19 protein-coding genes and 2 pseudogenes are annotated in these 24,069 nt (G+C 61.2%); 8 read left to right on the forward strand and 13 right to left on the reverse strand.

All coding sequences use genetic code 11. The features are described 5' to 3' along the window. Positions 1-15 precede the first annotated feature (15 nt). The 3 genes and pseudogenes from BLV07_RS01145 (at position 16) to epsC (ending at position 2,843) form a co-directional block, all read left to right on the forward strand. A complete protein-coding gene (locus BLV07_RS01145) occupies positions 16-1,239 on the forward strand; it encodes an acyl-CoA dehydrogenase family protein (RefSeq protein ID WP_091878539.1) in 1,224 nt (407 codons plus the stop codon). Between the two features lie 47 nt (positions 1,240-1,286). Next, positions 1,287-1,859: a flavin reductase family protein gene (locus BLV07_RS01150; RefSeq protein WP_091878542.1), complete on the forward strand. Its 573-nt coding sequence runs from the start codon at positions 1,287-1,289 to the stop codon at positions 1,857-1,859. A 39-nt stretch (positions 1,860-1,898) separates the two neighbouring features. Continuing rightward, a pseudogene (gene epsC / locus BLV07_RS50245) lies at positions 1,899-2,843 on the forward strand (serine O-acetyltransferase EpsC). Here epsC and BLV07_RS01160 read toward each other — a convergent pair. From BLV07_RS01160 to BLV07_RS01180, 5 genes are all read right to left on the reverse strand, one after another. Then, positions 2,840-3,706, reverse strand: a complete 867-nt coding sequence (locus tag BLV07_RS01160) for an ABC transporter permease (RefSeq protein WP_091878545.1) — start codon at positions 3,704-3,706, stop codon at positions 2,840-2,842. The pseudogene epsC and the gene BLV07_RS01160 overlap by 4 nt on opposite strands. Beyond that, complete coding sequence (locus tag BLV07_RS01165) at positions 3,699-4,559, reverse strand: ABC transporter ATP-binding protein (protein ID WP_091878548.1); 861 nt, start codon at positions 4,557-4,559, stop codon at positions 3,699-3,701. Before BLV07_RS01165 ends, BLV07_RS01160 begins: the two co-directional genes overlap by 8 nt. Beyond that, positions 4,556-5,614, reverse strand: coding sequence for an ABC transporter substrate-binding protein (locus BLV07_RS01170; RefSeq protein ID WP_091878551.1), 1,059 nt, complete (start codon positions 5,612-5,614; stop codon positions 4,556-4,558). Before BLV07_RS01170 ends, BLV07_RS01165 begins: the two co-directional genes overlap by 4 nt. Before the next feature lie 22 nt (positions 5,615-5,636). Next, complete coding sequence (locus tag BLV07_RS01175) at positions 5,637-6,563, reverse strand: TauD/TfdA dioxygenase family protein (RefSeq protein WP_091878554.1); 927 nt, start codon at positions 6,561-6,563, stop codon at positions 5,637-5,639. 282 nt (positions 6,564-6,845) lie between these two features. Continuing rightward, positions 6,846-8,264, reverse strand: a complete 1,419-nt coding sequence (locus BLV07_RS01180) for an FAD-dependent oxidoreductase (RefSeq protein WP_091878556.1) — start codon at positions 8,262-8,264, stop codon at positions 6,846-6,848. Between the two features lie 369 nt (positions 8,265-8,633). Between BLV07_RS01180 and BLV07_RS01185 the strand changes: the two genes are divergently transcribed. The 3 genes and pseudogenes from BLV07_RS01185 (at position 8,634) to BLV07_RS01195 (ending at position 12,953) form a co-directional block, all read left to right on the forward strand. Beyond that, positions 8,634-9,464: a class I SAM-dependent methyltransferase gene (locus BLV07_RS01185; protein ID WP_091880237.1), complete on the forward strand. Its 831-nt coding sequence runs from the start codon at positions 8,634-8,636 to the stop codon at positions 9,462-9,464. Between the two features lie 36 nt (positions 9,465-9,500). Continuing rightward, positions 9,501-10,837: pseudogene (locus BLV07_RS01190) on the forward strand (LLM class flavin-dependent oxidoreductase). Between the two features lie 340 nt (positions 10,838-11,177). Next, positions 11,178-12,953 (forward strand): vanadium-dependent haloperoxidase, encoded by a 1,776-nt coding sequence (locus BLV07_RS01195; RefSeq protein ID WP_091878557.1) that lies wholly within the window; start codon positions 11,178-11,180, stop codon positions 12,951-12,953. 96 nt (positions 12,954-13,049) lie between these two features. Here BLV07_RS01195 and BLV07_RS01200 read toward each other — a convergent pair whose 3' ends face one another. Genes BLV07_RS01200 through BLV07_RS01210 form a run of 3 tightly spaced genes read right to left on the reverse strand, consistent with a single transcriptional unit; the run spans position 13,050 to position 16,101 of the window. Beyond that, positions 13,050-13,892, reverse strand: coding sequence for an ABC transporter ATP-binding protein (locus BLV07_RS01200; protein WP_091880240.1), 843 nt, complete (start codon positions 13,890-13,892; stop codon positions 13,050-13,052). Then, on the reverse strand, positions 13,889-14,695 hold the full coding sequence (locus tag BLV07_RS01205) for an ABC transporter permease (RefSeq protein ID WP_091878558.1): 807 nt from the start codon (positions 14,693-14,695) through the stop codon (positions 13,889-13,891). Before BLV07_RS01205 ends, BLV07_RS01200 begins: the two co-directional genes overlap by 4 nt. Positions 14,696-14,697: 2 nt before the next feature. Next, positions 14,698-16,101: an ABC transporter substrate-binding protein gene (locus BLV07_RS01210; RefSeq protein WP_091880243.1), complete on the reverse strand. Its 1,404-nt coding sequence runs from the start codon at positions 16,099-16,101 to the stop codon at positions 14,698-14,700. A 480-nt stretch (positions 16,102-16,581) separates the two neighbouring features. On the opposite strand from BLV07_RS01210, the gene BLV07_RS01215 reads away from it, so the two are divergent. Then, entirely contained in the window at positions 16,582-17,274 is a 693-nt protein-coding gene (locus BLV07_RS01215; protein ID WP_502689883.1) for a Crp/Fnr family transcriptional regulator, read from the forward strand. Here the strand turns inward: BLV07_RS01215 and BLV07_RS01220 are convergent. Both BLV07_RS01220 and BLV07_RS01225 read right to left on the reverse strand, forming a co-directional pair. After that, positions 17,271-17,732, reverse strand: coding sequence for a HEAT repeat domain-containing protein (locus tag BLV07_RS01220; RefSeq protein ID WP_091878563.1), 462 nt, complete (start codon positions 17,730-17,732; stop codon positions 17,271-17,273). The genes BLV07_RS01215 and BLV07_RS01220 overlap by 4 nt on opposite strands. Then, positions 17,720-18,151: a DUF3088 domain-containing protein gene (locus BLV07_RS01225; protein ID WP_091878566.1), complete on the reverse strand. Its 432-nt coding sequence runs from the start codon at positions 18,149-18,151 to the stop codon at positions 17,720-17,722. The genes BLV07_RS01220 and BLV07_RS01225 overlap by 13 nt, the downstream gene beginning before the upstream one ends. An 887-nt stretch (positions 18,152-19,038) precedes the next feature. Here BLV07_RS01225 and BLV07_RS01230 point away from each other — a divergent pair. Beyond that, positions 19,039-19,548: an Lrp/AsnC family transcriptional regulator gene (locus tag BLV07_RS01230; protein WP_091878568.1), complete on the forward strand. Its 510-nt coding sequence runs from the start codon at positions 19,039-19,041 to the stop codon at positions 19,546-19,548. Between the two features lie 284 nt (positions 19,549-19,832). Here the strand turns inward: BLV07_RS01230 and BLV07_RS01235 are convergent, their stop codons facing one another. The 3 genes from BLV07_RS01235 to BLV07_RS01245 form a co-directional block, all read right to left on the reverse strand. Then, the gene (locus BLV07_RS01235) at positions 19,833-20,801 is read right to left on the reverse strand and encodes an amino acid ABC transporter permease (RefSeq protein WP_244550933.1); all 969 of its coding nucleotides are present in this window, start codon (positions 20,799-20,801) and stop codon (positions 19,833-19,835) included. Between the two features lie 105 nt (positions 20,802-20,906). Continuing rightward, positions 20,907-22,070 (reverse strand): amino acid ABC transporter permease, encoded by a 1,164-nt coding sequence (locus tag BLV07_RS01240; protein ID WP_244550934.1) that lies wholly within the window; start codon positions 22,068-22,070, stop codon positions 20,907-20,909. Between the two features lie 42 nt (positions 22,071-22,112). Further along, on the reverse strand, positions 22,113-23,072 hold the full coding sequence (locus BLV07_RS01245; protein ID WP_502689884.1) for an amino acid ABC transporter substrate-binding protein: 960 nt from the start codon (positions 23,070-23,072) through the stop codon (positions 22,113-22,115). Between the last annotated feature and the right edge of the window lie 997 nt (positions 23,073-24,069).

Raw genomic sequence — 24,069 nt, forward strand, 5'->3', positions numbered from 1 at the left:
GAATAGGCAAGACCAATGAACAGACCCGTGACCAGCCCCTCGCTGTCTGCCTCGCAGCCGCTCAGGACCGAGCCTCCGGAACTGGAGGCGCTGCTCGAGCAGATCGCCGAGGGCGCGAGTGCGCGGGAACGCGACCGTGTTCTTCCGTTCGACGCTATTGACCTCATCCGGCGCGCGCGCCTCGGCGCATTGCGGTTGCCTGTCGCCGCTGGCGGCGCCGGCAGCTCGATCCGCGATCTCTTCGCCGTCGTCATTCGCCTCGGCGAGGCCGACGCCAGTGTGGCGCATATTCTGCGCAACCATTTCAGCGTGGTCGAGCGGCTGGTACGCAAGCCCAGGGACGATCAGAGCCGAGACTGGCAGAGGGCCGTCGCTGGGGGCGCGATCATCGGGCTTGCCACGACCGAGCTTGAGAGCCCTCGCGTCGGCAATGTCACTCCAGGCACCACATTCACGCCTGACGGCAATGGCGACTACCTGCTGAACGGCACCAAATATTACAGCACCGGGACTCTGTACGTCCTGGTCCGCGCCGCCGATCCGTCCGGCACGAGCGGGGCCGCGATCCTCCCAGTCAAGCGCGACGGTATCGAGCTGGTCGACGATTGGGACGGGCTCGGCCAGCGCCTGACGGCGACCGGCACGACGCACTTCCGCAACGTGAAGGTTAAGCGCCAGGAGATCGTGTTCGACGCACCGGATGTTGGTTATGGCATCCCTTACTCCAACACGTTCGCGCAGCTCTTCCTGACCGCGATCGTTGCCGGTATCGCGCGCGCGACGCTACGCGATGCTACGGCGCTGGTACGCTCGCGCAAGCGGACGTTCTACTACGCACCGAATGAGGTCCCGACCGACGATCCCCTGCTTCAACAGACCGTCGGCCAGATCGCCAGCGGCGCCTTCGCCGCCGAGACCGTGGTGCTGGCGGCCGCCGAGGCGCTGGATGTCGCGACCAATGCCTTCGACACCGGTGCAGCAAATGCAGCGGAAGCCGCCCACACTGCCGCGCTGCTCTCGGCCAAGGCCAAGTTTATTGCGGACGATTTCGCCATCCGCGGCGGCAGCCTGCTGTTCGACGTCGGCGGCGCATCGGCGACCAAGAAGGTCACCAATTTCGACCGCCACTGGCGCAACGCACGGACGCTGTCGTCGCACAATCCAACGACTTACAAGACGCGATCGATCGGCCAATACGAACTCAACGGCACGCCGTTGCCGGCGAAGGGCTTCTTTTAGCCAGGGAGATGCCGGCATTCGACGGTCCGACACAAGGAGAGACAACCATGGGAAAGTCGGACATTCACCTCGTCACTGATAGCAACGAGATCGAACACCAGTTCCGAGCGGTGATGCGCCGCCTGGCCGGCGGCGTGAGCATCATCACGGCTGGGCGCGACCAAGACATCACGGGCATAACTGTCACGTCGCTGGCATCGCTGAGTGCGAGCCCGCCGCGCCTGCTCGTCAGCGTCAACCGGCAGGCATCGTCCTTCGCGTTGATCGAGCGCTTCGGCGTGTTCGGCGTCAACATCCTCGGCTCCGACCAGGAGGCGCTAGCGGATCGCTTCAGCAACGGCCGGCTCAAGGGCCCGCAGCGCTTCGAGGAGGTTCCGTGGTCTGCCGGGACCTCCGGCGTGCCGCTGCTCGGAAACTCGCTCGCGACCGTCGAATGCCGGGTCGAAGAGATTATCGAGCGCTACTCGCACGGGATCATCGTAGGAAGCCTCTTGAGTTTCGACCTGTCGCCCCAGCTCTCCGGACTGGTCTACTGGAACGGCCAGTACATCGAGATCAAGCACGAAGTCGACCTCGATCTGCTCGCCGAAATCAGCATTCCCCTGGCGCACGTCAGGTAACATCATCGTCCGACTTACAATCCATGGGGCTGAGGCGGCATGAAGCACGAAATCCCCCGCGAACTCTCCGAGAATGAGGCACGCAACGCCGATAGCCCCAAGCGCTGGCACCTCGAGCGGCTCGTCGCCGCGCTGCGCGTCTCCCGCGAGGAGACCCACAGCATCCGCCGGGATGGCGAGGCCCGTCGACCGCCCGCACGCGAGCCCCTTCAGGCCATCCTGGATGGCCTGACCGAAGCGCTGTTCCCGCGCCACTACGGTTAGTTCGAGCTCGATGGTGAGAATATCGACTATTTCGTCGGCAACCGACTCAGCGTTGCGCTCGACAGCCTTTCTGACCAGATTCACCGTGCCGCGCTCTTCATCGGTGACGAACTCACGCCCGGCTTCCGGCGCGAGGATGCCATCGAGCTGACGCGCAAGTTTGCCTCGCAGCTTCCAGATGTGCGCGGGTTAATCATCACCGACCTCCGCGCCGCCTTCGTTGGCGATCCCGCGGCCAGGAACTTTCCGGAGATCCTGATCGGCTATCCCGGGATGACCGCGCTCATCCATCACCGGCTGGCCCATATCCTTCATCAGCTCGGCGCGCGGCTGATTGCAAGTCTGGTGGCGGAGATCGCCCACACGAGGACCGGCATCGACGTTCATCCCGGCGCCAGCATCGGCTCCGGCTTCTTCATCGATCACGGCACGGGCGTCGTCATCGGGGAGACCGCCGTCATCGGCCACAACGTCCGCATCTACCAGGCCGTGACCGTCGGTGCGCGCCATTTCCCGACCGACGGCGAGGGCAATCTGATCAAGGGCGACGCGCGGCACCCGATCGTGGAGGACGGCGTCGTGATCTATGCCGGCGCAACAATCCTGGGCCGGATCACGATCGGCCGGGGCTCGACCATCGGTGGTAACGTCTGGGTGACCCACGACGTGCCGTCGAACAGCATCGTGACGCAGGCCACCGCCCGCAGCAAGCAGGGTTAGACAGCCGGAGCCTTCCAGCGCATCAGGCGGCGCTCCAGCGCCTCGAGGATGGCGTTGAAGATGAGGCCGATCACGGTGATTCCGAGGATGCCGAAATACATCTGCGGGATCAGGAAGCTGTACTGGCTGTTGATGATGAGATAGCCGAGTCCTGACTTTGCGCCGACCATTTCGGATGCGACCAGCACCAGCATCGCGGAGGCGCTTGCCAGCCGTATGCCGACGAAGATCGTCGGCAACGACGCCGGCAGGATCACTTTCCGGAACAACTGGCCAGGCGTCGCTCCCATCGTCCGCGCCGATTTGATCAAGAGCGGATCGACCTGACGGACGGCGGCGATCGTGTTGAGCAACAGCGGCCAGGCGCAGCTGTAGGTCACCATAGTCACCTTCGAGAGCTCGCCGATCCCGAGCAGCAGGATGAAAACCGGCAGCAGCGCCAGCGGTGCCGTGTTGCGCGCGATCTCGATGATCTGGTTCAGGAAGTCACCGAGCCGCGCATACCATCCGGTGACCAGCCCCAGCGGCACCACCAGCGCGACCGCGATCAGGAAGCCGCTGAGCGCCCGCAGCAGACTTGCAGTGACGTCGTCGTAGAGCTCTCCTGTCTGTGCAAGCTGCCAGCCCGCCGCGATCACCTCCGAAAATGGCGGCAGGAACGTCACATCGACCAGCCCCAGCCGCGGCACGGCTTCCCAGACCGCCAGAAACAGCAGCACCAGCAGAGAGCGCTGCCCTATGGCGCCGAACCACCGCGCGAGGCCGCCCCTCGCCGCGGCGACCGCGCCGGGGCGTTGCCTGGCCCGATCCTTTGGACTTGCCTCGGCAAGCTCCAGCAGTGTCAGGACCTCCAGATTAGACATGAGCCAGCTCCTTCGCCTTTGCGATCCGCTCGCCGCCCGGGGCGGGCACCGGTGAACCCTGCGCCCTCAACACTTCGTCGCGCAGCAAGGACCATACCTCATGCCTGACGTGCCCGAACGCCGGCAGCGAGCGGATGTCCTCGGTCTCACCGTGCAGCTCGGCGGGAATGTCGACGACCTGCTTGATGCGGCCGGGACGCGAGGTCATCACCGCCACGCGCTGGCCGAGCACGACGGCCTCGTCGATGCCGTGCGTGATGAACAGGATCGTCTTCCCGGTGCTGCGCCAGATCCGCAGCAACTCGCCCTGTAACGTCTCACGCGTCTGGGCATCGAGTGCCGCAAACGGCTCGTCCATCAGCAGCACCTCCGGATCGTAAGCGAGGCTCCGGGCGATCGCGACGCGCTGCTTCATGCCGCCGGAGAGCTCGTGCGGATAGCGGTCGGCAAAGCCGGAGAGCCCCACCAGGTCGAGATAGTGCAGCGCCCTCTCTCGCCGCTCCCTGGCTTTCAGGCCGGCGATATCGAGCCCGAACTCGACATTCTGCGCGGCCGTCCGCCAGGGAAACAGCGCATATTGCTGGAACACGATGCCGCGATCGCGTGCCGGTCCCTCGATCGGCTTGCCGTCGAGCAGAATGCGCCCGCTGCTCGGTGTCGTGAGACCGCCGAGCAGGTCGAGCAAGGTCGACTTGCCGCAGCCGCTCGGCCCGACCAAGGCCAAAAATTCGCCGGCGCGGACATCCAGCGTGATGTCGTCCAGCGCGGTGAAGCGCTGCGCCGGCCCGCCGTCGTTGCCGCGGACCGGGAATTCCTTCCGCACATGCTCGAAGCGGATCTTGGCCATGGTCATTTAGCCTCCGCGGTCTTGCCGGGTCGGAAGTAGTTGAACTCGTTGGTATAGAGATCGGAAGGCTTGATCTGGTCCGGCTTCAGGAGACCATCCTTGACCAGCCAGTCGACCCATACCTGGAGCTCAGCATCGCCGATCATCCCGCCCTTGGTCGCAACGCCCGTGCTCTTCCAGTATTTGATGGGCGCGGCGTCCTCGTTGCGCTTGCGATCGGCGATGATGCGCTCGAAGCGGGCACGGACCTCTTCGGGCGGCGTCGTCTGTGCCCAGGCGATGGCATGGGACACGCCCTCGATCAGCTTGCGGGACGTGTTCGGATTGTCCTTGATGAACTTGTCCCGCAGCACATAGGACCCGCCGGTGAAGTTTCCGAAGATGTCGGTATCCGCAAACAGCCGGCGGATGCCGCCCCGTTCGAGTGCCTTGTCACGCAGCACGCCGTTGAGCGTGGTCACCTCGACCTGTCCCTGCCGCAAGGCCTGCTCGCCGGTGACAGGTGGGATGGCAACCAGCGTCACCTGCTTGGCTTCTGCCGGCGTCAAGCCGTTGCGGGACAGATATTCCCGCAGCACGAATTCGAGGTGCGCACCCAGCGTGTTGACCGCGACCTTCTTTCCGATCAGATCCCGAGCTGTCCTGATCGGACTGTCCTCCTTGACATAATAACCGTTGTATGTGTTGTCGTCAGACCCGTAGTAGCCGACCACCGCCTTGATAGGCGCCTTGGCCGCGATCAGCTTGATGATCGCGCCATAGAACGCGCCCCCGATGTCGATATCACCAGTGACGACGGTCTGGATATCCTGCGGTCCGCTGATGGTATTGCCGACCCATTTGAGCTTGAGCGGCGCGAGATAGCCGAGGTCGTCGGCCAGCTCAATGAATGTCACCTGGCCGGCCCAGCCCTGGTAGCGGATCTCGGTCTTTTCGAGCTGTGGATCGGCCAGGGCGTTTCCGACGAGCCCCGTCAGAGCGAGGGCGGCCAGGCCGAGTAGCCGCGGCTTTGCACGCAAGCCGGCAACCAGGCGGCGCAAGGCAGAAGCGATGATTCTCATTGTCTTCACTCCCTCAGCTGTTTCAGGCGGCCTTCGCCTGCGGCTTTGCCGACTTGATGCGCGTCACACTTTGTCGGCCGTCGATGCTGACCGGCACATCGCCATCGATGGTGGCGCGGCGGACCACGCGGTGCTGATCGCCGTAATCGTTGACGGCGTAGTGTTGGGTGGCACGGTTGTCCCAGATCACCACGTCGGCCTGCCGCCAGCTCCATCGCACCGTGTTTTCGGGCGCGGTGATGTGCGACTGGAACAGGTCGAACAGCTTCTGGCCGTCATATTTCGATAGACCGACGAAGCGCTGGACGAAATTGCCAAGCAGCAGCGTCCGTTCGCCGGTTTCGGGATGGACACGGACGACGGGATGCTCGGTCTCGTAGACCGTCGCCGTGAAGACCTCCTCGAATTGCTTCCGGTCGGCTTCGCTCGCGCGGTTCTTGACCGCATAGTCATAGGCATTGCTGTGCACCGCCCAGAGCTCATCCGCGAGCTTGCGCAGCGGCGCCGGAAGGTCGAGATAGGCTGCGGCCGTATTCGACCAGATCGTGTCGCCGCCGAACTCCGGGATCACGACCCCGCGCAGGACCGAGATCTTGGGATAGGCGTCGACGAACGTGACGTCGGTGTGCCACTGGTCGGCGCGCCCGCCTCCGCGCGCAGAGTCGAGTTCGAGGATCGAGGCCGTGCCCTTGGTGGCGCCGACCGTCGGGTGCGGCACCAGCTTGCCGAGCCGATGGGCAAAACGCTCCTGCTCGGCATCGTCGAGGTGATTCTGGTCACGGAAGAAGACGACTTTGTGCTCAAGCAGCACTTGGTTGATCGCCGCAATCGTCCGATCCGGCAGATCGCCGGAAAGCTTGATGTTCCTGATCTCCGCACCGATACGCGCCGATCGCTTGACGATATCCGCGCGCGGGATGACGTTGTCGATGGTGATTGCGTCCGTCATTTCAACTTCCCCAAGACCGCGATCCAATCTGGACAAGGCTCCGCCGTTCGCCGATCGCTGACGGAGTGAAACGCTGGCGAGGTGTGATCGGCCCTCTTGGGATCGTCGCCTTACTCCCCGGCGGCCATCGCGTCGTCTGGGACCTTCCAGTGGAAGCTGCATCAATGTAGCTTCGTGCTCAGTCGGACGATGCTAACTCAAGGCCTTCGGAAAGGGCTTCCAAAGTTTGAAGCGAACGGGAAATAGTTGCGTTTACGGTCACGTTGCATCCGGCGCCGTCTCCTACTCCGCTGCGGCAGTATAGGGCGGGTGCCAGACTGCCGACCGGTAATGCGAGGCGTCGAAATCGGCGGCGATCGGAGCATTGATGCGGGCCTCATGCGCCAGAAGATCGGCCAGGAAGAGATCGCGGCTGATCCGTCCGACGACGCCTGGGACATCGCGCTTGAAACTAGGAACGTCTCCAATCGCCAAGCCAAAACTGACGAAGGCCGCGGGGTTGAAGACGTGAATGTCGCGAAGATAGGGCGCGCGGCCAGGCTGCTTTTCTAGGAATTCGTGGCCCGCGCCGAGATAAGGATGCGCCGCCAGGGCTTCGTCCCGCTCGTCCGCCAGCGGCGAGAACCGGTCGCCCCACAAAAGAATATCGTCCGCGAACGCGGCAAGCTCCGGCTGCCTGCGCAAGTCGACCGCGTATCCTGTTCCGGCAATGACGAAATCGAACGCGATATCGCCTTGCGGCGTGGTTGCAAGAAGTCGTGAGCCGAAGGTCTTTGCCGATGTCCAGGGGGCTGCAAGATGCAGGTGGAAGTTTGAAAACTTCACGGCGCGCGCGATCGCGTCGGGTGGGGCCGTCGATCCGGCGCGCCGGTAGCGAACAGCCTGTTGCCAGCGCAAAGCGTCGGGCAGCGCGCCGTAATTGTCGTAGGCGCCGGGATAGCCGCGCGTCCGGATCACCGGCTCCGAGGCGAGCTTGTCACGGCGTACAAACAGGTGAACCTCCCGCGCGCCATTTTCCAGAGCGACCGCGGCCGCATCGAAGGCGGAGGCCGCACCGCCGAGCACGGCGACCGACTTCTCCCGCAAGCTCTCGAAATCGATCGCATCGGCGGTGTGTGCATAGAGCTTGCCTGGCAGCTCGCGCAGGACCTCCGGCAGATAGGGACCGCCATTGCCGCGGAAGCCACTGGCGAGAATGATCTTCCGCGTCGTTTCCGTCGTGATTGCACCTCCCCGCTCCAGATGGAGGCGCAAATGACTTCCGGCCGGCTCGATGCGAATCAGCCGCGTCTGATAGCGCACTTCGATCGAAAGCACCTTGCGGTACCAAGCGAGATAGGCGGCCCAGTCCAGCCGTGGGATGCGATCCAGCGCCTCGCGCTCCTCGTACCACGCCTGGAAGCTCAGGCCTGGCAACCCGAGGTCGGGACCGGGCAGGTTCTTCGGCGTCCGCAGCTTGTGCATGCGCGCGCTCGTCAGCCACGGGCCCGACGCTCCGCCGTTGTTGGCGGCATCAATCACCGCGACCTTGCCAATGCCTGCGCGCCGTAAAGCAAAGACGAATGCGCTCCCGGACTGTCCGCCGCCGACGATCACCACGTTGTGGTCGATACCCTCTCGATCAGGCACCCAGTTCTGCGGATCGGGCCCGATCAGGCGGAGAGTTTCGCGTGCAGCAAGATCAGAATCGGACTGAGGCATGTATGACACCCGGCATCGTTGTACATCAGATACTGTCAAATCGTAAAAGCGTGCAGTCAATGAAATGAAAGCAGCTTTGTTTGCGCGCCCGCACGAAGATCGCGCTGTTAGCGTCACCGGTATGGAAAGATCTCGATCGAAGGAGCTTTCGCACCCAACCTGGACGTCACTTGAGGCAGCAGGACCGATGCGTCGCGGTGCATCAGATGACTTTACTCTCGTCTAAGTTCACCGTGTTTTGCGCAAATTCATGCTCGCGCCGCGGACAACAACGTAAAGCCATTTCATCGACATTCGAACCGACCGCGGCATAGAGTTTGGCTGATCGGACCGCGCGATGCGGCCGTCTTGCGGGCGGAGGAATTCACGATGTCGGACCTCGGCGTCATCAGCCTCGAACAAGACACGCCGGAGCTTGCTCGCAGCTACGAGCAAGCCGGTATTCTCCAATTCCATCACGGCAAGTTCCTGATCGGCCCGCTCGCACTAAAGGCAGGAGATCGCGTTCTGGACGTCGGCGCTGGCACCGGCCGGCTGGCGGAATTCGTCGCTGGCCTCGTTGGCCCCGAAGGCCACGTCGTCGGCATCGATCCCCTGGAGAACCGCATCGCCATCGCTCAGCTTCGGCAATCAGACAACCTGAGGTTCTCGGTTGGCCGAGCCGAGGACCTTTCGCACTTCGAGACCGGCGAATTTGATGCTGTGTACCTGAACAGCGTCTTTCACTGGATCGAGGATAAGCGTCGGACGCTTCAAGAAGTCCATCGCGTTCTCAAGCCGGGCGGCCGGCTAGGGCTGAATATTCAGGATCCGTCGAAACCTCACCAAACCCGGATCCTGCTTGGCGAAGCAATAGTCCAGGCCGGCTTTGCCGACCGCGGCGGCGAGGCGCATCGCGTGCTGGGAACGGACGAGGACGAGCTGAGGATCTTGTTCGCGGACGCTGGTCTCATTGAATACCGGAGCAATCTGCGTTCGTTGTCAGACCTGTACGAGGACACTGATGCCGTTCTGAAGTGGTCCGAAGCGAGCGCCTTTGGCAACTTCCTGGATCGTTTTTCGCAGTCCGAACGGGACCGGATCCGGGTCATCTTTGCGGACTTGCTTGAGGCCAAGCGCGTCCCTGAGGGGCTGCGTCTCGAAAGGTACTTGCGCTTTGCTTTTGCGCGCAAACCGGATCCGTCGAGCACCGGATCATAGGCCTCCATCCTCCCAACAAACCCGAGCAATACACCCATGAGCAACCAGCGGCAGCTTGTCCTCAACCTCTTCCTCTATCCCGGCGGTCACCACGAGGCAGCGTGGCGCTACAAGGGTTCGGCAGCCGACCGCATTCTCGACATCACCTACTATCAGGAGCTCGCGCAGCGGGCTGAAGCCCATAAATTCGATGCCATCTTCTTCGCCGATGGGCCGGCCCTGGCCGACAACGTCCGGTATGCCCAGCGCTTCCGTTTCGAGCCAATCACCTGGCTCGCCGCGATCGCAGCCGTAACCAGCCGCATCGGACTGATTGCGACGGCATCGACCACCTATACCGAGCCGTACAATCTGGCGCGCCTTTTCGCCTCACTTGACCATCTCAGCCGCGGTCGCGCCGGTTGGAACATCGTGACCACCGGGGCGCCGCAGGCGGCCCAGAATTTTGGGCTGCCCGAACATCCTCCGCATCACGAGCGCTATGAACGCGCGCGGGAATATCTGGATGTCATCACCAGGCTTTGGGATAGCTGGGAGGATGATGCGCTCGTCAATGACCCGGTCTCGGGCGTGTTCGCCGAAACGAGTAAGATCCATGCAATCAATCATGTCGGAAAGCACTTTCGCGTCCGCGGACCGTTGAACATCTCGCGCACGCCGCAGGGACGGCCGGTCTATGTGCAAGCCGGATCTTCCGACGACGGCCGTGCCTTTGCCGCACAATTTGCCGAAGCGATTTTCACCGCACATCAGACGCTCGCAAGCGCCCAGGAGTTCTATGCGGACATCAAGCGCCAGACACGCGCCTTCGACCGCAGCCCCGATCAGATCAAGATCCTTCCCGGCATCAGTCCCTTCATCGGCAGTACGCAAATCGAGGCCGATCGCCTGCAGGACGAGTTCAACGAGCTGATCCAGCCGGAATATTCGCTGGCTCAGCTTCGCCAGATGCTGGGACTCGATCTCTCCAGCTACGATCTCGACGGTCCATTCCCGCGCCACCTGATTGACGCGCACGAGGTGTCGCCAGCCGGTTCAAGCTGGTCGTCGACATCGTCGATCGCGAAAAGCCGACGATTCGGCAATTGGTCCAGCGGCTCGCCGGCGCTCGCGGGCATTGGGTGATCGCCGGAACGCCGGAGAAGATCGCAGACAACATCCAGACGTGGTTCGAGAATGGCGCTGCCGATGGGTTCAACGTGATGCCGCCCTGGCTTCCAGGGGGCCTCGACACGTTCGCAGAGCAGGTGGTTCCGATCCTGCGCAAGCGGGGCCTATTCCGGGCAGAGTATACCGGAACGACCTTGCGCGACCACTACGGCTTGGCGAGGCCGTCGAGTGAGTACTCCACCGCGGTCAAAGCCATCGCGTAGGACCCGCACTGCACGTCGCGGTCTAAATGAATACGCGGAGAGTCTGAGCCGCCTACTCGACACCGCTAGGCTAGGCTTGCATCGTCGCGAGACACCAGCCATCCGCAATGAGCGAGCGCCAGGGTTCTTTCAATTCTCGATGCCTCCTCGAGCCCTGCGCAACGTCAATGCACGATCAGAACACACGAAACGAATTCGCTCTCCCTGACTTGGGTCCGCGAGTAGAAGCATACCGGGCTCATACAATCTTTGGTATTATAGTTCAGTGAGAAGCGCAGGTGTGCGTGTTAGCGTTCGCAGCGTAATCCCATTCTGGGCTGACGTTCATCAGGAGATACGCATGACGGACAACTTCGACGCTTCTAGCGCTGCCGCCTCGCCGATTGATGACCGCGCCGACGAACAGCGCCGCAGATTCCTCGGCCTTGCTGGCGGCGTGGCGCTTCTCTCAGTTACAAGCGTTCATGCGCTCGCCAGCGCTGAGGATAGGCCGACAGCTGGAGCCGGTGAAGGGCCGCCCTCGAGCGATGATGCCTTTCGCGAACGCGCCTTCAAGATCCGCGTCGCCGCAGCGCAAGCCAATCGCGATGCACCTGTTCTGCCGCACCCGACCAACGGCGATGAGGAGCGCTACCCGAACCATATCGGCTCCGACACGCGGGGCCTGCCGCACGATGCCCGCGGCGAAGTCGACCCGGCCGCCTTCAAGGCCTCCGTTAGGGCCTATGCATCCGGCGATCCCGCGCTGTTCGAGGCCATACCGCTCGGTGGCACCCGCAAGCAGCTCAACCCGATCGGCACGCTTGCCGTCAGTCTCGAAGGGCTGAACCCGGCGCAGTTCGCGATTCCTCCGGCGCCGGCGCTCGAAAGCCCCACGCGTGCGGCCGACATCGTCGAGCTTTACTGGCAGTCGCTGGTGCGTGACGTGCCGTTCACGGCATTCACCGACAATACCGACAACAAAGACATTCTTGCCGCCGTCGACGAACTCAACAAGCTTGCCGGCTTCAATGGTCCCCGCGCCGCCGGGAAGGTGACGCCACAAACGCTGTTCCGCGGCACCGCGCTTTATCTCGACAAGTCCGACCCGACTGGTCGCACCGGACGCTACGTAATTCCGCCCGGCACTCTGGAAGGTCCCTATATCTCGCAATTCGCGCTAAGGGACGCGCCGCATGGCGCGCAGTATATTCCCCCCCGAATCAGGACTGTCACGCCGGAAAGCACCTTCTTGACCGACTATGACGAGTGGCTCACGGTACAGAATGGAAATTTCTCGGACAAGACGCCAAAATTCGATCCAACGTTGCGCTTCATCGCGACAGGCCGCGATCTCGCCGAATACGTCCACAACAACTCGGCAACCTTCTGGGCCGCGGCGCTGCTGCTCGGCACACCAGCCGACAAGACGAACCCAAGCTATGGCGGCTTCGGAACGCCGCTCGCACCGAGCAATCCCTATCTCAAATCGAAGACCCAAGTCGGAGCCTCCAATACGTTTGCGCTGCCCTACATCCAGGGACTGCTACCTTACACGGCCTCACGCGCGATCCGCGTTGCCTACTGGCAAAAATTTTTCATTCATCGCACGCTCCGACCGGAGGCCTATGGTGGGTTGATACACCACCGGCTCGCCAACAAGGCGGACTACCCGGTTCATGCTGACGTCCTTGATTCGCAAGCACTGGCGCGCAGCGTGGCGAAATATGGCACGCACCTCCTCCCCCACGTCTATCCAGAGGGCGCGCCCATCCATTCGACCTATCCCGGTGGCGCCTCTCAGATCGCTGCAGCCTCGGTTACGATCCTGAAAGCGTTCTATGACGAGAATGCCATCGTTCCCAATCCGGTGCAGCCGGACCGGAAGGATCCGACCAGGCTGATACCCTATGAGGGCCCGCCATTGACGGTCGGCGGCGAACTCAACAAGCTCGCGTGGAACTATGGCATTGGCCGCGATTGGGCCGGCATCCATTTCCGCTCGGACTTCTCCTCCTCGCTGGCGCTGGGCGAAGAGCTCGCTATCAGCATTCTGCGCGACGAGCGGCTCACTTTCCGCGAGCTGTTCGAGGGCTTTTCCTTCACACGCTTCGACGGCAGCAAGGTGACGGTCTGAAGCGGCTGAACGCGCCACACCCTCCCGAGAGAGAGCGCAACACTGGCGCGGTGGCGGTCTGTCCCGCCATCGCGCCATGCGCATTCCGGGGTAGATCTAGCCGGCGCCCATCCCGAGCGGACTCAGCCGGGGCAATGGCAACCCATTCGCCGGGCGCCGCAGCAGGTTGAGCACGTGCCGCTTGAGACGCACAAACTCGCTCTCTGTGACAAGCTCGCTGTGCCGCGGCCGCGCAAATGGCAGGCGGATGTCGTCGATCAACCGTCCCGACCTCGCGCTCATGACGATGATCCGATCGGCCAGGAACAAGGCTTCCTCGATATCATGAGTGACGAACACGGTCGTCGTCGGTATCTTGGTCCAAATGTCGAGCAGCACCTCCTGCATCAGGCTGCGCGTCTGGGCATCCAGCGCGCCGAATGGTTCGTCCATCAACAAAACCCGCGGCTGGTTGATAAGGACCCGCGCTATCTCGACCCGCTGCTGCATGCCGCCGGACAGCTGCGATGGGTAGAAGTGCTCGAATCCCTCAAGACCTACCAACCTCAGAATTTCGTCCGCGGCACGACGCCGCGCGGCCTTGGCAACGCCGCGCATCTTCGGCCCAAACTCTACGTTGTCGCGGACCCGCTTCCATGGAAACAGCGTGTGCTGCTGGAACACAATTCCCCGATCCGGACTTGGACCCAGGATCGGCTGATCGTCGACGGTCAATCGTCCCCTTGTCGCCTGCAAATGCCCCGCAAGCGCTCCGAGCAGGGTCGACTTGCCGCAGCCGGACGGACCGAGGATGCAGACGAGCTCGCCCGGAGCAACCGTGAAGTCGAGATCATGGACCGCCTCAAAGGCCTCGGCTCTCTCGCCAAGCGAGATCGAGACCTGGCCGACGTCGATCCGGCCTACCCTCTGTGCTGCGATGTCAGACACGCGAACGTTCATCGTGCTACCGCCGGACGCCGCCATGGCATCAAATATTGCCCGAGTGTCGTCAGGAGCCAGCTGCTGCCCATCCCGAGCAGACCTATGACCAGCATGCCCACGATGATGTCGGCATAGTTCTGCACCGTATAGGCCTCCCATGTGTAATAGCCGATTCCGAACTGGCCCGAGATCATCTCTGCGGTGACGAGACAGAACCAGGAGGTGCCCATGCCGATGGCGAGGCCCGTCACGATGCTGGGCGCCGCGCCCGGCAGCACGATCTCGCACAGGATCGCGGCCGGCGTACCTCCGAGACTTCGTGCGGAGGCAACCAGCCTGGGGTCGATGTTGACGACGCCATGCACGGTGTTCAGGATGATCGGGAACAGCGCGCCGATGAAGGTGATGAAGATCATGGACAGTTCGGACGACGGGAAGATCAGGATCGACAGCGGTATCCACGCAACGGCCGGAATCGGGCGCAGCAGTTCGAGCGGCGGCAGCAAAAGGTCGCTGGCCGCGCGCGACCGGCCAATCGCAAAGCCAAAGGCTATTCCGATCACCACTGCGGCCCCATACCCCGCAAACACCCGCCACAAACTGCTCGTGACATGCGCCAGCAGCTTCGGCGACTTCAAGAGAACGATCGCCGACTGCACCACCTCGGTCGGCGGCGGCACGTTGCGAAACGTCACGACGCCGAGATTCACATGCAGCGTCGAGGCAAGCTGCCAAAGCGCAATGCAGACAACGATTGAGAAACAGCGCACGAGCCAGCGCCACGCCTGCCGCCCGCCCGCGCTGCGTCGTCGAGATGTCATCGTTACCGACTCACGACGAGGGCTTCGCGCGCGCCGGCGTAATCGACCACTTGGCCGCCGTGCTCTTTCGCCCACTTCTCGGCACCGTCTTTGAGTAGGAAAGCGCTGAGCTCCCCCTTGGGTGCACGAGCGAACCAGGCCTGGTTCGCGAACAGCTTGATGCCGCTCTCGCGGTCCTGGGCATAGACCACGCGGACCGCCTTGCCCTCCTTCTCCAGCGCCGCCAGGGCCTTCAAGGCATTCTCGGGCGAGCTATAGTGGCGCACCTGAGGCTCGTCCTTGACCCAGATCTGCGCCACGCGGCTGAAATCGGTGATATCAGCTCCGGTCGCCGCATCCTTGGCCGTCAGGGGAAGCTGGGCATAGTTTTTCAATTCGGCGTCGTAATCACGGCCTGCCTGTGCGAGTGCGGTGCGGATGAACTTGTCGGTCACAAACTGGCTGATATCAAGATCGCTGTCGGCGCGCTTCAGGTGCTTTAGCGTCAGAATCGAGGTTGCGACCGCCTGCCGGTATTCCGGCTTCCAGGTCACGTCGCGCGTCTGTAAGCCAAGCGGTCCATGGAACAAGTAGACCACCTCGGACTCGATGCCCGTCACTTTGGCAACTAGTTCGCTGTATTTCTCCGGCTCTTCCGCGATCAGGCGATCGGCCTCAAGAGCGGCGCGCAGATAGGCGACGACGATCTCCGGGTATTTCTCCGCGTATTCGGCATCGACGAGAGAACCATGGAAAGTCGGGGCGTTCGCCTGCGAACCGTCAAAAATCTTGCGCGCAAAACCGCGCCACGGGAACAGCTCCGCAAATGGCACAAAGTCTGCGTGCGCCTCGATCTTGTTTGCCTGCAGGGCGGGACCGGCGACTTCAGGTGCCTGTGTGATGATATTGACGTCGGTTTGTGGATTCCACCCCTGGGCCTCGATGGCGCGAAGCAGCATACCATGGGAGGTCGACGCGAAGGGAACGGAGATCGTCTTGCCCTTCAGATCGGCAATCGACTGCGCCGGCGAACTCGCCGGCACTACAATGCCGTTGCCGCTGCCCTTGGTGCTGCCCGACAGCACGCTGATGAACAGGCTGCGGCGACCGGCCTTCTGGAAGGCCACGCCGTTGAGCGATCCCGGAAAATCCGCCATGGCGCCGAAATCAAGTTTGCCCGCCACCATTTCGTTGGTCAGCGGCGCGCCACTGGTGAAATTCTTCCACTGGATGTCGTAGGTGACGTCCTTGTACTTGCCATCGCGCGGCAGGAATTTTTCGAGAAGCTTCAACTCGCGGATCAGAAGGCCGCCGGTTGCGCAATTGATCGTCGTATCCTGCGTTCCGACCGCGACCCTGATGGTTTCCGCACGCGAAATGCCCATTAAGCCAATGGTCGCAACGGCGACAACAGCGGTCATCCTCATAGCATTGAACGAGATCATTGGTTTGTCTCTCGATTTCCCATGTGGGCAGAAGGTGCCCAGCTCATCCGGCACGAACTATCGAGCGGATGCGGTCTACGTCGAAGCAATTACTTGCGTCGGCGCCTGCGCTGCCCGCGATGTCTCTATTCCGTCGCAATGCGCGGAGGGAGACGCATCAAATGATTTTCTCGTTGCTGCGCTTTGGAAAGATGAATCGTTCCCGTACCAACGCATTTTGCGTATCACTTTGCTAAGTGCATTTTAGTTCGATCAAAGATGTGGACTTTGTGTTTGCCCCCGCCTTAGCTAGGTGCAAACAGCTAGGCGAACCGATCCCAAATGACCGCACTCAAGGACGCTCCCGAAGCCGACACACATGGCCTCATCGCGCGAACCGGTAGTGCTGCGGTTCAGCTTGGCTGGCCCACCAAACCGCGGGCGTCCGCTCGCCACGTGGCCACCAGCGACTCCGCGGTCTTCATGAGCGAGAGCATCGACGGGCTTAACGTGGGAGCGCATTTTCTTGACCGCCTGTCTGCCGTGGAAAAAGCGCAGGTATTAGCTGCCGGTCGGACCGTATTAGTTCCACGAGGAGAGATGGTGTTCAGCCAGGGTGAACATCATGATGGCATCTTCATCATCAGGCGCGGCCAGGTCCGGGTCTATTACACCGCCCCTTCTGGCCGGGAGATCACCCTCGCTTATTGGACGCATGGACATTTCATCGGAGGCCCAGAAATCTCAGGCTTCGGTGTACACATGTGGTCCGGCGTGGCGATTGAGGACTGCGAGATCACTGGATTGCCCCGCCTCACATTGCAGAAGCTCCTTCTGCAGATGCCGTCGTTCGCACTGGCTTTGATCGACGGACTGATCGCCAAGGGCAAGTGCTACTCTTCCATGGCGCAGATGCTGGGCACACGCTCGGTGATCGAGCGGCTGGCACAATATCTATTGAACCTGGCTGAACTCTACGGGATTGCCGATGGCAACACGGTTGTCATCAGCCGCAAGGTTACCCACGACCAGATCGCTGCAATGGTCGGCTCCACGCGCCAATGGGTCACGATGATGATGAAGCGCTTTCAGAACAAGCACATCATCAGCATCGAGGGCAACACCATCCGTATCGATCGGATCGATCAACTCAAGAAGATCCTGTTTAAGGATTAGCGCGCCGCAATCTGTTGGAGCGCCCAGCTTACGGTCTTCCTCACGTCCGGGTCATCGTCGCGCGCGCGGGCAACCAGGACGTCGCGGGCACTCGGATCGGCGATCTCACCAAGCGCTGCGGCGGCATCCTTGCGGAGCGACGGCAGCTCGTCATCGAGGAAGGGGATGATGGCGGCCACCGCTCCCCGGAACCGGAGCTTGCCCAGGCTTTGCAACGCCTTCTGGCGAACCTGCCAATAGCTGTCGTTCAACGCGACGGTGAGCGCTGTCCTCACTGAGACCTGACCAATCTTCCCGATCGTCTCGGCGGCGACGGCCCTCACCTGCCTTTCTCGATCCGAGAGCGCGTCGGCCGCCGCCTGGGCGGCAGCCTCATTTCGAGCAAATGATAGCGCATCAACCGCGGTAAGCCTAACATCAGGATGCCCGTCCTTGGTCGCATGGATCAGAGACGGCAGCGCTTCAGTGAGCCCTCCACTCTTGGCACCTCCCCATCAGCACCCCGCATGCGCCACCAATTTGCCGGATGCTTATTGGTGGACGTAGGGAAGGCATATCGATCGGCCAAGTATCGCAGGATGCGCTCGGATGAATCGATAAAGCGCCATCCGTTGGCGATGCTTGCGTCCTCTGGCACGGGCTGCCTCTGGTCGAAGACGAGCACCGGAAGCGACTGATGCTGCTCGCCCAAGACATCGACGATCTCATTTCGCGGCTTCTCAAAGGACAAGCGATGAACTTCAATCTGCGTGGCCAGGCCTGGAAAGGATGCGAGTAGGCCCTCAATTGCGTTGCAGTGCGGGCAGATGAAGAAGCGCCCAGGATGCGCCGCATCCGCGAATCCGGGTTTGAGGAGGAAGAGCCTGTCCCCGCTCATGGCTCTTCAGCTCCGATCGCAGGGTACTTCGTCCGGCTCTGCTTCATATCGACGACTCGGTACGATCCATCCCTGCGGTGTTCGCAAAAGACACTTTCCATCTCACGCAATCGTAAGGGTGAAGGCCGGCTAGTCAATGAAATGAAACCTGCGTTGTTCGCTTCCCGATACAATGTTCGCTTCGGCGCCAATGCTTGCTCTAGAAGGAACGCGATCAAACCTTCATGTTGATAAGCTCAATTGCGAAACGCGCTTGCGCCGACACTGCCTTACATCCCTCACCCCCCGGGAATCACGATATCTCGTTTTCCAGTGTCACTGGCCCCGCTTGCGCTCACAAGGACCGCGGCAGAAAATCGGCTGCTCGGCCCTGTTCTCCGTACAGGAGAGGCGAACGCTTCCGAGACACAAGGGACCGACAAGATCAGGGCCCGCGACCGTCGAGTCTGAGCTACTGCGACGCTGCGAGAGCCCCTCGTGTCATGAGCAGACAGGAACGAAATATCTCCGGCATCCAGACGTCTTGAAACGCGCTTCTCAGAGGATCCACGAAGTCAGAATGATCTCACCAAACTTGGCCCGACAGGCATGGTGCTGTGTTCAACGTTGCCTGGAGCGTGATAGCTTGATGCTCGTCTCCTTACTTGAACCAACCCTAAGACGAATATGACGTATCTGGCCTCACTCCATTCATTGCTCCTGACCGTGCTTGAACGTCTCCGCGAATGGAACCGGTATCCCAAAGATGCCCATTCGCATGATCATGATGACCATACCTTCCATGGGATCTTCCTGTTCGGCCCTCACGGCTGATTACCCGGCGCCCGTAGCGGCAGCGGCGCCGACCGTATTTCATGCCCGCTCGACCTTAACGAAGTCTGCTTATAATGACCGATATCGCCCTCCAATTTCCTGCACTTTGCCGGCGTCTCGATGCCATCGACCGCAAGATCCTGACGGTACTTCAGGAAAATGCTTCACTATCAGTTGCTGAGATTGGCGAGCAGGTCGGGCTGTCTTCCACGCCCTGCTGGAAGCGCATCCAGCGCCTCGAGGCTGACGGCGTTATCCTGAAGCGCGTCGCGCTAGTCGAGCAGAACAAGGTCGGACTAGGCATTTCCGTGTTCGTGTCGGTGGAGAGCTCGGATCATTCGGAGGCTTGGCTGAAGGCCTTCGCGGAAACGGTCAGTGCGATGCCCGAGGTGATGGAGTTCTACCGCATGGCAGGTGACATCGATTACATGCTGCGCGTTGTTGTCACGGACATGCAGGCTTATGATGCATTTTACAAACAGCTAATCAGTGCCGTGCCGCTGAAGAACGTCAGCTCGCGCTTTGCCATGGAGAAGATCAAATCGATCACCGCCTTGCCGGTGCCACCAGAAGTGGACGAGTAGTTCGTAGATCTAGGCTGACGTGTTTGAGACGTCGCTCTACGCCCGCCTGATCGAGATCGGCTGATTGGGCCCGGTTGTTTGGGGGATTTGGATGGTGGGATTTGGATCCGTCAATCAGGAGCAGCTGATAACAACCATCTCTCTGGCCTCTCGTCGACGCGAGGTAGCCCAACCATTGGGTTAGGAAGAAGCCCACGCGCAAGTCGAATAGCAGATAACGCAATCCTATGTCCCCGGCATCTCCCTCTCTTTTGACCCGGTGCCTGAAATTTGCGGACGGCACCTCAACGTGGCGGTGCGAGGCGCCGCTCGAGCCAGCGGCTGTAATGCGATCCACCATAGCCGATCACAAAATAGAGCCCAGCCACGATCAAGAAGGCTTCCTTATAGAACCCGAGCCAGCTCGGATCGGTCGCAGCAGCTTTCGCGGCGTTGAGAATGTCAACTATGCCAATCACTGCAAGCAACGACGTCGCGAGCAGGAACCCAATCGCCTGGTTGACGAGCCCCGGGATCACCAGGCGCAATGCCTGTGGCAGGATGATAAGCCGCATTGCGCGCCAATAGCTCAATCCCAGCGAGGAGGCGGCCTCTTCCTGGCCAAGGGGAACGGCCTGAAGACCGCCCCGCATGACCTCGGCGATATAGGCGGTCCAGAACAGAGAAATCATGATCATCGCGCGAGGCATCTTGTCGATCGAGATGCCTGCCGGCAGCGCCATCGGCAGAATCAATGTCGCAAAATAGAGGACTGCGACCATCGGGATCGCGCGCATGAATTCGATGTAGCCGATTGTCAGCAGCCGCAACACTCGCATCCTCGATCGTCGTGCCAGCGATAGCAGGATTGCGAGCGGGATAGACAATGCAAAACAGACGGCCCAGACCAGCAGGGTCACGGGCAGCCCGCCCCACTGGTTCGTCGAAATTAGCGATGGACCCGGTAGGCCGGCCATCAATAGCCAGCACAGGAGAATGACGATCGGCCAGCTGATCAGGAGCTCGCGCCGCCAGAATCGCGGCATTGCCGTAAGCGCTAGCAGGCCTCCGACCAGGAGACAGACAATCCATGGGCGCCACTGCAGTTCGCGTGGATAGAAGGCGAAGAAGATGAAGCGCAGCTTCGCTGCAATAAAGGCCCAGCATGCGCCGTCATGGGCCTGGCAGTCCGCGGATGTTCCGTGCCAGGTCGCCTCAAGCAGGAGCCAGCGGAGAAGCGGCGGCAGTGCCCAGAGCGCGAAGAGACCTATCACGACTGTGATTGCTGAATTCAGCCAAGTTCCGAATAGACCCGTCCGGAGCCGCCACAAAACTCGCGTATCAGGTTTTGGACGCATTTTTCCCATCACGATTCACCGTCATGCAACCCTCTCCCCACGAAGCGCGACCCTGCTATTGTACAGGTTCATCGATGCCGAAACGGTGAGGTTCAGGGCAAGATAGAGGAGCACAACGATCAGGAGCGCTTCGAACGCCTGCCCGGTCGTGTTCGCGGTCGTGTTGACGACGTTCATAACATCCGGATAACCGATCGCGACGGCAAGGCTGGAGTCCTTGACGAGATCGAGATAGCTCGAGGTCGTCAATGGGGTGATCACGCGTAAGGCTTGCGGCAAGACCACCAACCGAATGACCTTGCCGCGATGCAATCCGAGCGCTAGTGCAGCGTCCCATTGTTCCGGGCGCACCGATAGCAGTCCGGCCCGCACGATCTCCGCAATGATCGCCGAGAACTTCACGGTCAGTCCGACCAGGAGCGCGGCGAATTCAGGCGTGAGGCTGAAGCCACCGCGAATGTTAAACCCGCTGATGGCCGGCAATTCGATACTGATGCTTGCGCGACTTGCCGCCAGCACTATACCGAGCGCAACGATACTCAAGAATGACACAGGCAGCGGAGCCAACAGCCCCACCCGCTTGACGCGCCAGCCACGCCACACCAGCCAGAGCCAGCCCCCAAACACAATGGTCGAGGCGAGGGCGGTCCCAACGGAGAGATTGCTTATGATCACTCCCGGCACGGAAACGCCGCGGTTGCTCAGGAACACCGCCTCAAATGCCGTGATGGCACGACGGGGCGGCGGCAGCGCGTGAGCAAGCGCGGTCCAGAAGAACAGCTGCAATAGCAACGGCGTATTGCGGACGATCTCGACGTACCAACGCACCAGGCCGGATAGCATCAGATTGCCCGAAAGCCGCATGATGCCGAGTGCGACGCCAAGGACTGTCGCCAAACAGCAGCCGACCACCGCGATCTTGGCAGTATTCAGCAGACCCGCCGCGATTGCCCGTGCATAGCTGTCGCCAGCACGGAAGCCGATCATATTTTCACCGATCTCGAAATTGGCGGCGCGCTCGAGGAACTCGAAGCCGGGCGTTACCCCGATCCGTGCCATGGTCGCGGCGATGTTGGAGCCGAGCACGAAAACAAGTGCGACGACACCAATCATGATCGCGAGCTGCAACGCGGGTTTGGGGCCTAGCCGACCAAAGAACCGATGCCGCATCCCCGGTTTCTTCACCGAACGCGATCTTTGAGGCGCAGCCTTCATCCGTCGCAGGCGTCAGCGGAATGGTGGCGAATACAAGAGGCCGCCATCATTCCAAAGCTTGTTGTAACCACGTTGCCAGCCGAGCGGTTTAAGGTGGCGGTCAAAGATCTCGCCATAGTTGCCGACTGTTTTGATGATGTTGTAGGCCCATTTCGGATCAAGCCCTATCGCCTGAGCCAGCGACGGATCTACACCGAGGAAGCGCTGAATGGCCGGATCTTCCGATTTCAAGAAGCTATCGACATTCTCGGACGTGATTCCCCATTCTTCGGCCTGAATCGTCGCGTTGGCCGTCCAATTAACGATCTCGAGCCAGCGATCATCACCGGCGGCTAGCGCAGGTGCCAGCGGCTCCTTCGACAGTCGTTCCGGCAGCAGAACATAGTCATTCGGCTTCTTCAGTTGCGTGAGCTTACCAACCAGATCGGAGGAGTCCTGCGTGATCGCGTCAACTCGGCCCGATTCCAGGGCAGAGACGAACTCGCTCGTATCCTCGATGGTCACTGGCGTGAACTTATGCCGGTTCTTGCGGAAGAAATCTGCGATATTCAGCTCGCCCGTCGTCCCACTTTGAATGCCGATCGTGGCGCCATCGAGCTGAGATGCCGATGTCACGCCACTGTCTTTGCGAACCAGAAGCCCCTGCCCGTCGTAGAAAATGGTCGGTCCGAAATGGAAACCGAGTTTGAACGCACGCGTAACGGTGACAGTGACGCCGGACAGCAAAACGTCGAATTCGCCTGCCTGGAGAGCTGGGAGGCGCTGCTGCGGCGAGGAGCTTGTGAACTCGACCTTGCTGGCGTCACCGAAAACCGCGATTGCCAGGGCGCGCCCGTAGTCAATGAAGAAGCCCTTCCACTGACCGTTATTATCCGGCGCGAAAAATCCCGGTGTCGTGCCAACACCGACCTTGATGAGGCCGCGAGTCTTGATTCTGTCCAGCGTTGGGCCGGCAGACGCAGCCGTTGACATGACACAGATCGCGCCAACCAATGATGCCGCAATCCACTGCGACCAACGCCAACGTGTAGTCATTCCGCTCTCCTGACGCTTCTGGCATTTGGCGGGGGTGGCGAGCTTTCAACGTACCGCTGTCCGCGGCGGTCTCTTACGAGACCGTGATTGTGTTGCCGGCACTGAAAGGCTGTCACTTCGCGACTAACGCATCATGATTCGGCCCGGTGCCGCCCGGCGCAGACACGAGCCAATGAAGCAGGGATACAGTGGCAACCGTCTCTCCCGCTCTCATGCATCAGCCCCCAACATTACCTGTGGTAGCCGAATATCCGATACGCAGCCATCGCGGTCAATGAAATAGCCGTCTCTTTTCCCGACCGTCGTGGGTGGACCGTTCTCCATTGCGGTTACAGGAAGGAATGGCAATGCATGGAGATGCCCTTTCAGACACATCAATAAAGAGTCGACGCAATGCCTGAACAGGCCGTCGACGCGTGGTGATCGCAGTATACCATGCAGCCGTTGGCACTCCGCCATGACCGAATCCGCCGCGAACGCGACGAAAGCGTCGTCATGCCTGCTTTGAAAGTCTACGCCCTGCCCTCAGGCCCCGACGCGCCTGTTGAGGGCGCAGTTCGCGCGTCTGCGCCCGTTCCGCTGAAAGGTCCCTTGTCGAAGAATGACAATCGTTGCGATCTCTTCCTCACCACGTTGAGAGGTTCCGGAGTTTATCGTTCCGCGTCGTTAGATGTTACTAAGATGAACGCTCTTATCTAGCGACGCGAATTGGAATGCGCATTGCTATTTGACTCGTCGCGTGTTGGGCCGCTTGACCACCATGCCGCTGTGGCTATCGTTGATGCCTCACACTGCAGCATCTGTTGCAGCAGCTTGATGAGCCCGAGTAAGAGAGAGAACTCGGCTCAAAACCGAGAATTAAGAATGGCGGCTTTCCTTTCTGAGCAGCTCCCTTCATCGCGGTCGTGTCGGCCGCGCTCAGCGAGCCGCACCT

The organism is Bradyrhizobium sp. Rc2d (assembly GCF_900099855.1).
Taxonomy (GTDB): domain Bacteria; phylum Pseudomonadota; class Alphaproteobacteria; order Rhizobiales; family Xanthobacteraceae; genus Bradyrhizobium.

Excerpts from the sequence above, each read along its gene's own strand:
- BLV07_RS01145 (WP_091878539.1), top strand. The coding sequence starts at position 16 with ATGAACAGACCCGTGACCAGCCCCTCGCTGTCTGCCTCGCAGCCGCTC.
- BLV07_RS01150 (WP_091878542.1), top strand. The coding sequence starts at position 1,287 with ATGGGAAAGTCGGACATTCACCTCGTCACTGATAGCAACGAGATCGAA.
- BLV07_RS01160 (WP_091878545.1), bottom strand. The coding sequence starts at position 3,706 with ATGTCTAATCTGGAGGTCCTGACACTGCTGGAGCTTGCCGAGGCAAGT.
- BLV07_RS01165 (WP_091878548.1), bottom strand. The coding sequence starts at position 4,559 with ATGACCATGGCCAAGATCCGCTTCGAGCATGTGCGGAAGGAATTCCCG.
- BLV07_RS01170 (WP_091878551.1), bottom strand. The coding sequence starts at position 5,614 with ATGAGAATCATCGCTTCTGCCTTGCGCCGCCTGGTTGCCGGCTTGCGT.
- BLV07_RS01175 (WP_091878554.1), bottom strand. The coding sequence starts at position 6,563 with ATGACGGACGCAATCACCATCGACAACGTCATCCCGCGCGCGGATATC.
- BLV07_RS01180 (WP_091878556.1), bottom strand. The coding sequence starts at position 8,264 with ATGCCTCAGTCCGATTCTGATCTTGCTGCACGCGAAACTCTCCGCCTG.
- BLV07_RS01185 (WP_091880237.1), top strand. The coding sequence starts at position 8,634 with ATGTCGGACCTCGGCGTCATCAGCCTCGAACAAGACACGCCGGAGCTT.
- BLV07_RS01195 (WP_091878557.1), top strand. The coding sequence starts at position 11,178 with ATGACGGACAACTTCGACGCTTCTAGCGCTGCCGCCTCGCCGATTGAT.
- BLV07_RS01200 (WP_091880240.1), bottom strand. The coding sequence starts at position 13,892 with ATGAACGTTCGCGTGTCTGACATCGCAGCACAGAGGGTAGGCCGGATC.
- BLV07_RS01205 (WP_091878558.1), bottom strand. The coding sequence starts at position 14,695 with ATGACATCTCGACGACGCAGCGCGGGCGGGCGGCAGGCGTGGCGCTGG.
- BLV07_RS01210 (WP_091880243.1), bottom strand. The coding sequence starts at position 16,101 with ATGAGGATGACCGCTGTTGTCGCCGTTGCGACCATTGGCTTAATGGGC.
- BLV07_RS01215 (WP_502689883.1), top strand. The coding sequence starts at position 16,582 with ATGAGCGAGAGCATCGACGGGCTTAACGTGGGAGCGCATTTTCTTGAC.
- BLV07_RS01225 (WP_091878566.1), bottom strand. The coding sequence starts at position 18,151 with ATGAGCGGGGACAGGCTCTTCCTCCTCAAACCCGGATTCGCGGATGCG.
- BLV07_RS01230 (WP_091878568.1), top strand. The coding sequence starts at position 19,039 with ATGACCGATATCGCCCTCCAATTTCCTGCACTTTGCCGGCGTCTCGAT.
- BLV07_RS01245 (WP_502689884.1), bottom strand. The coding sequence starts at position 23,072 with ATGTCAACGGCTGCGTCTGCCGGCCCAACGCTGGACAGAATCAAGACT.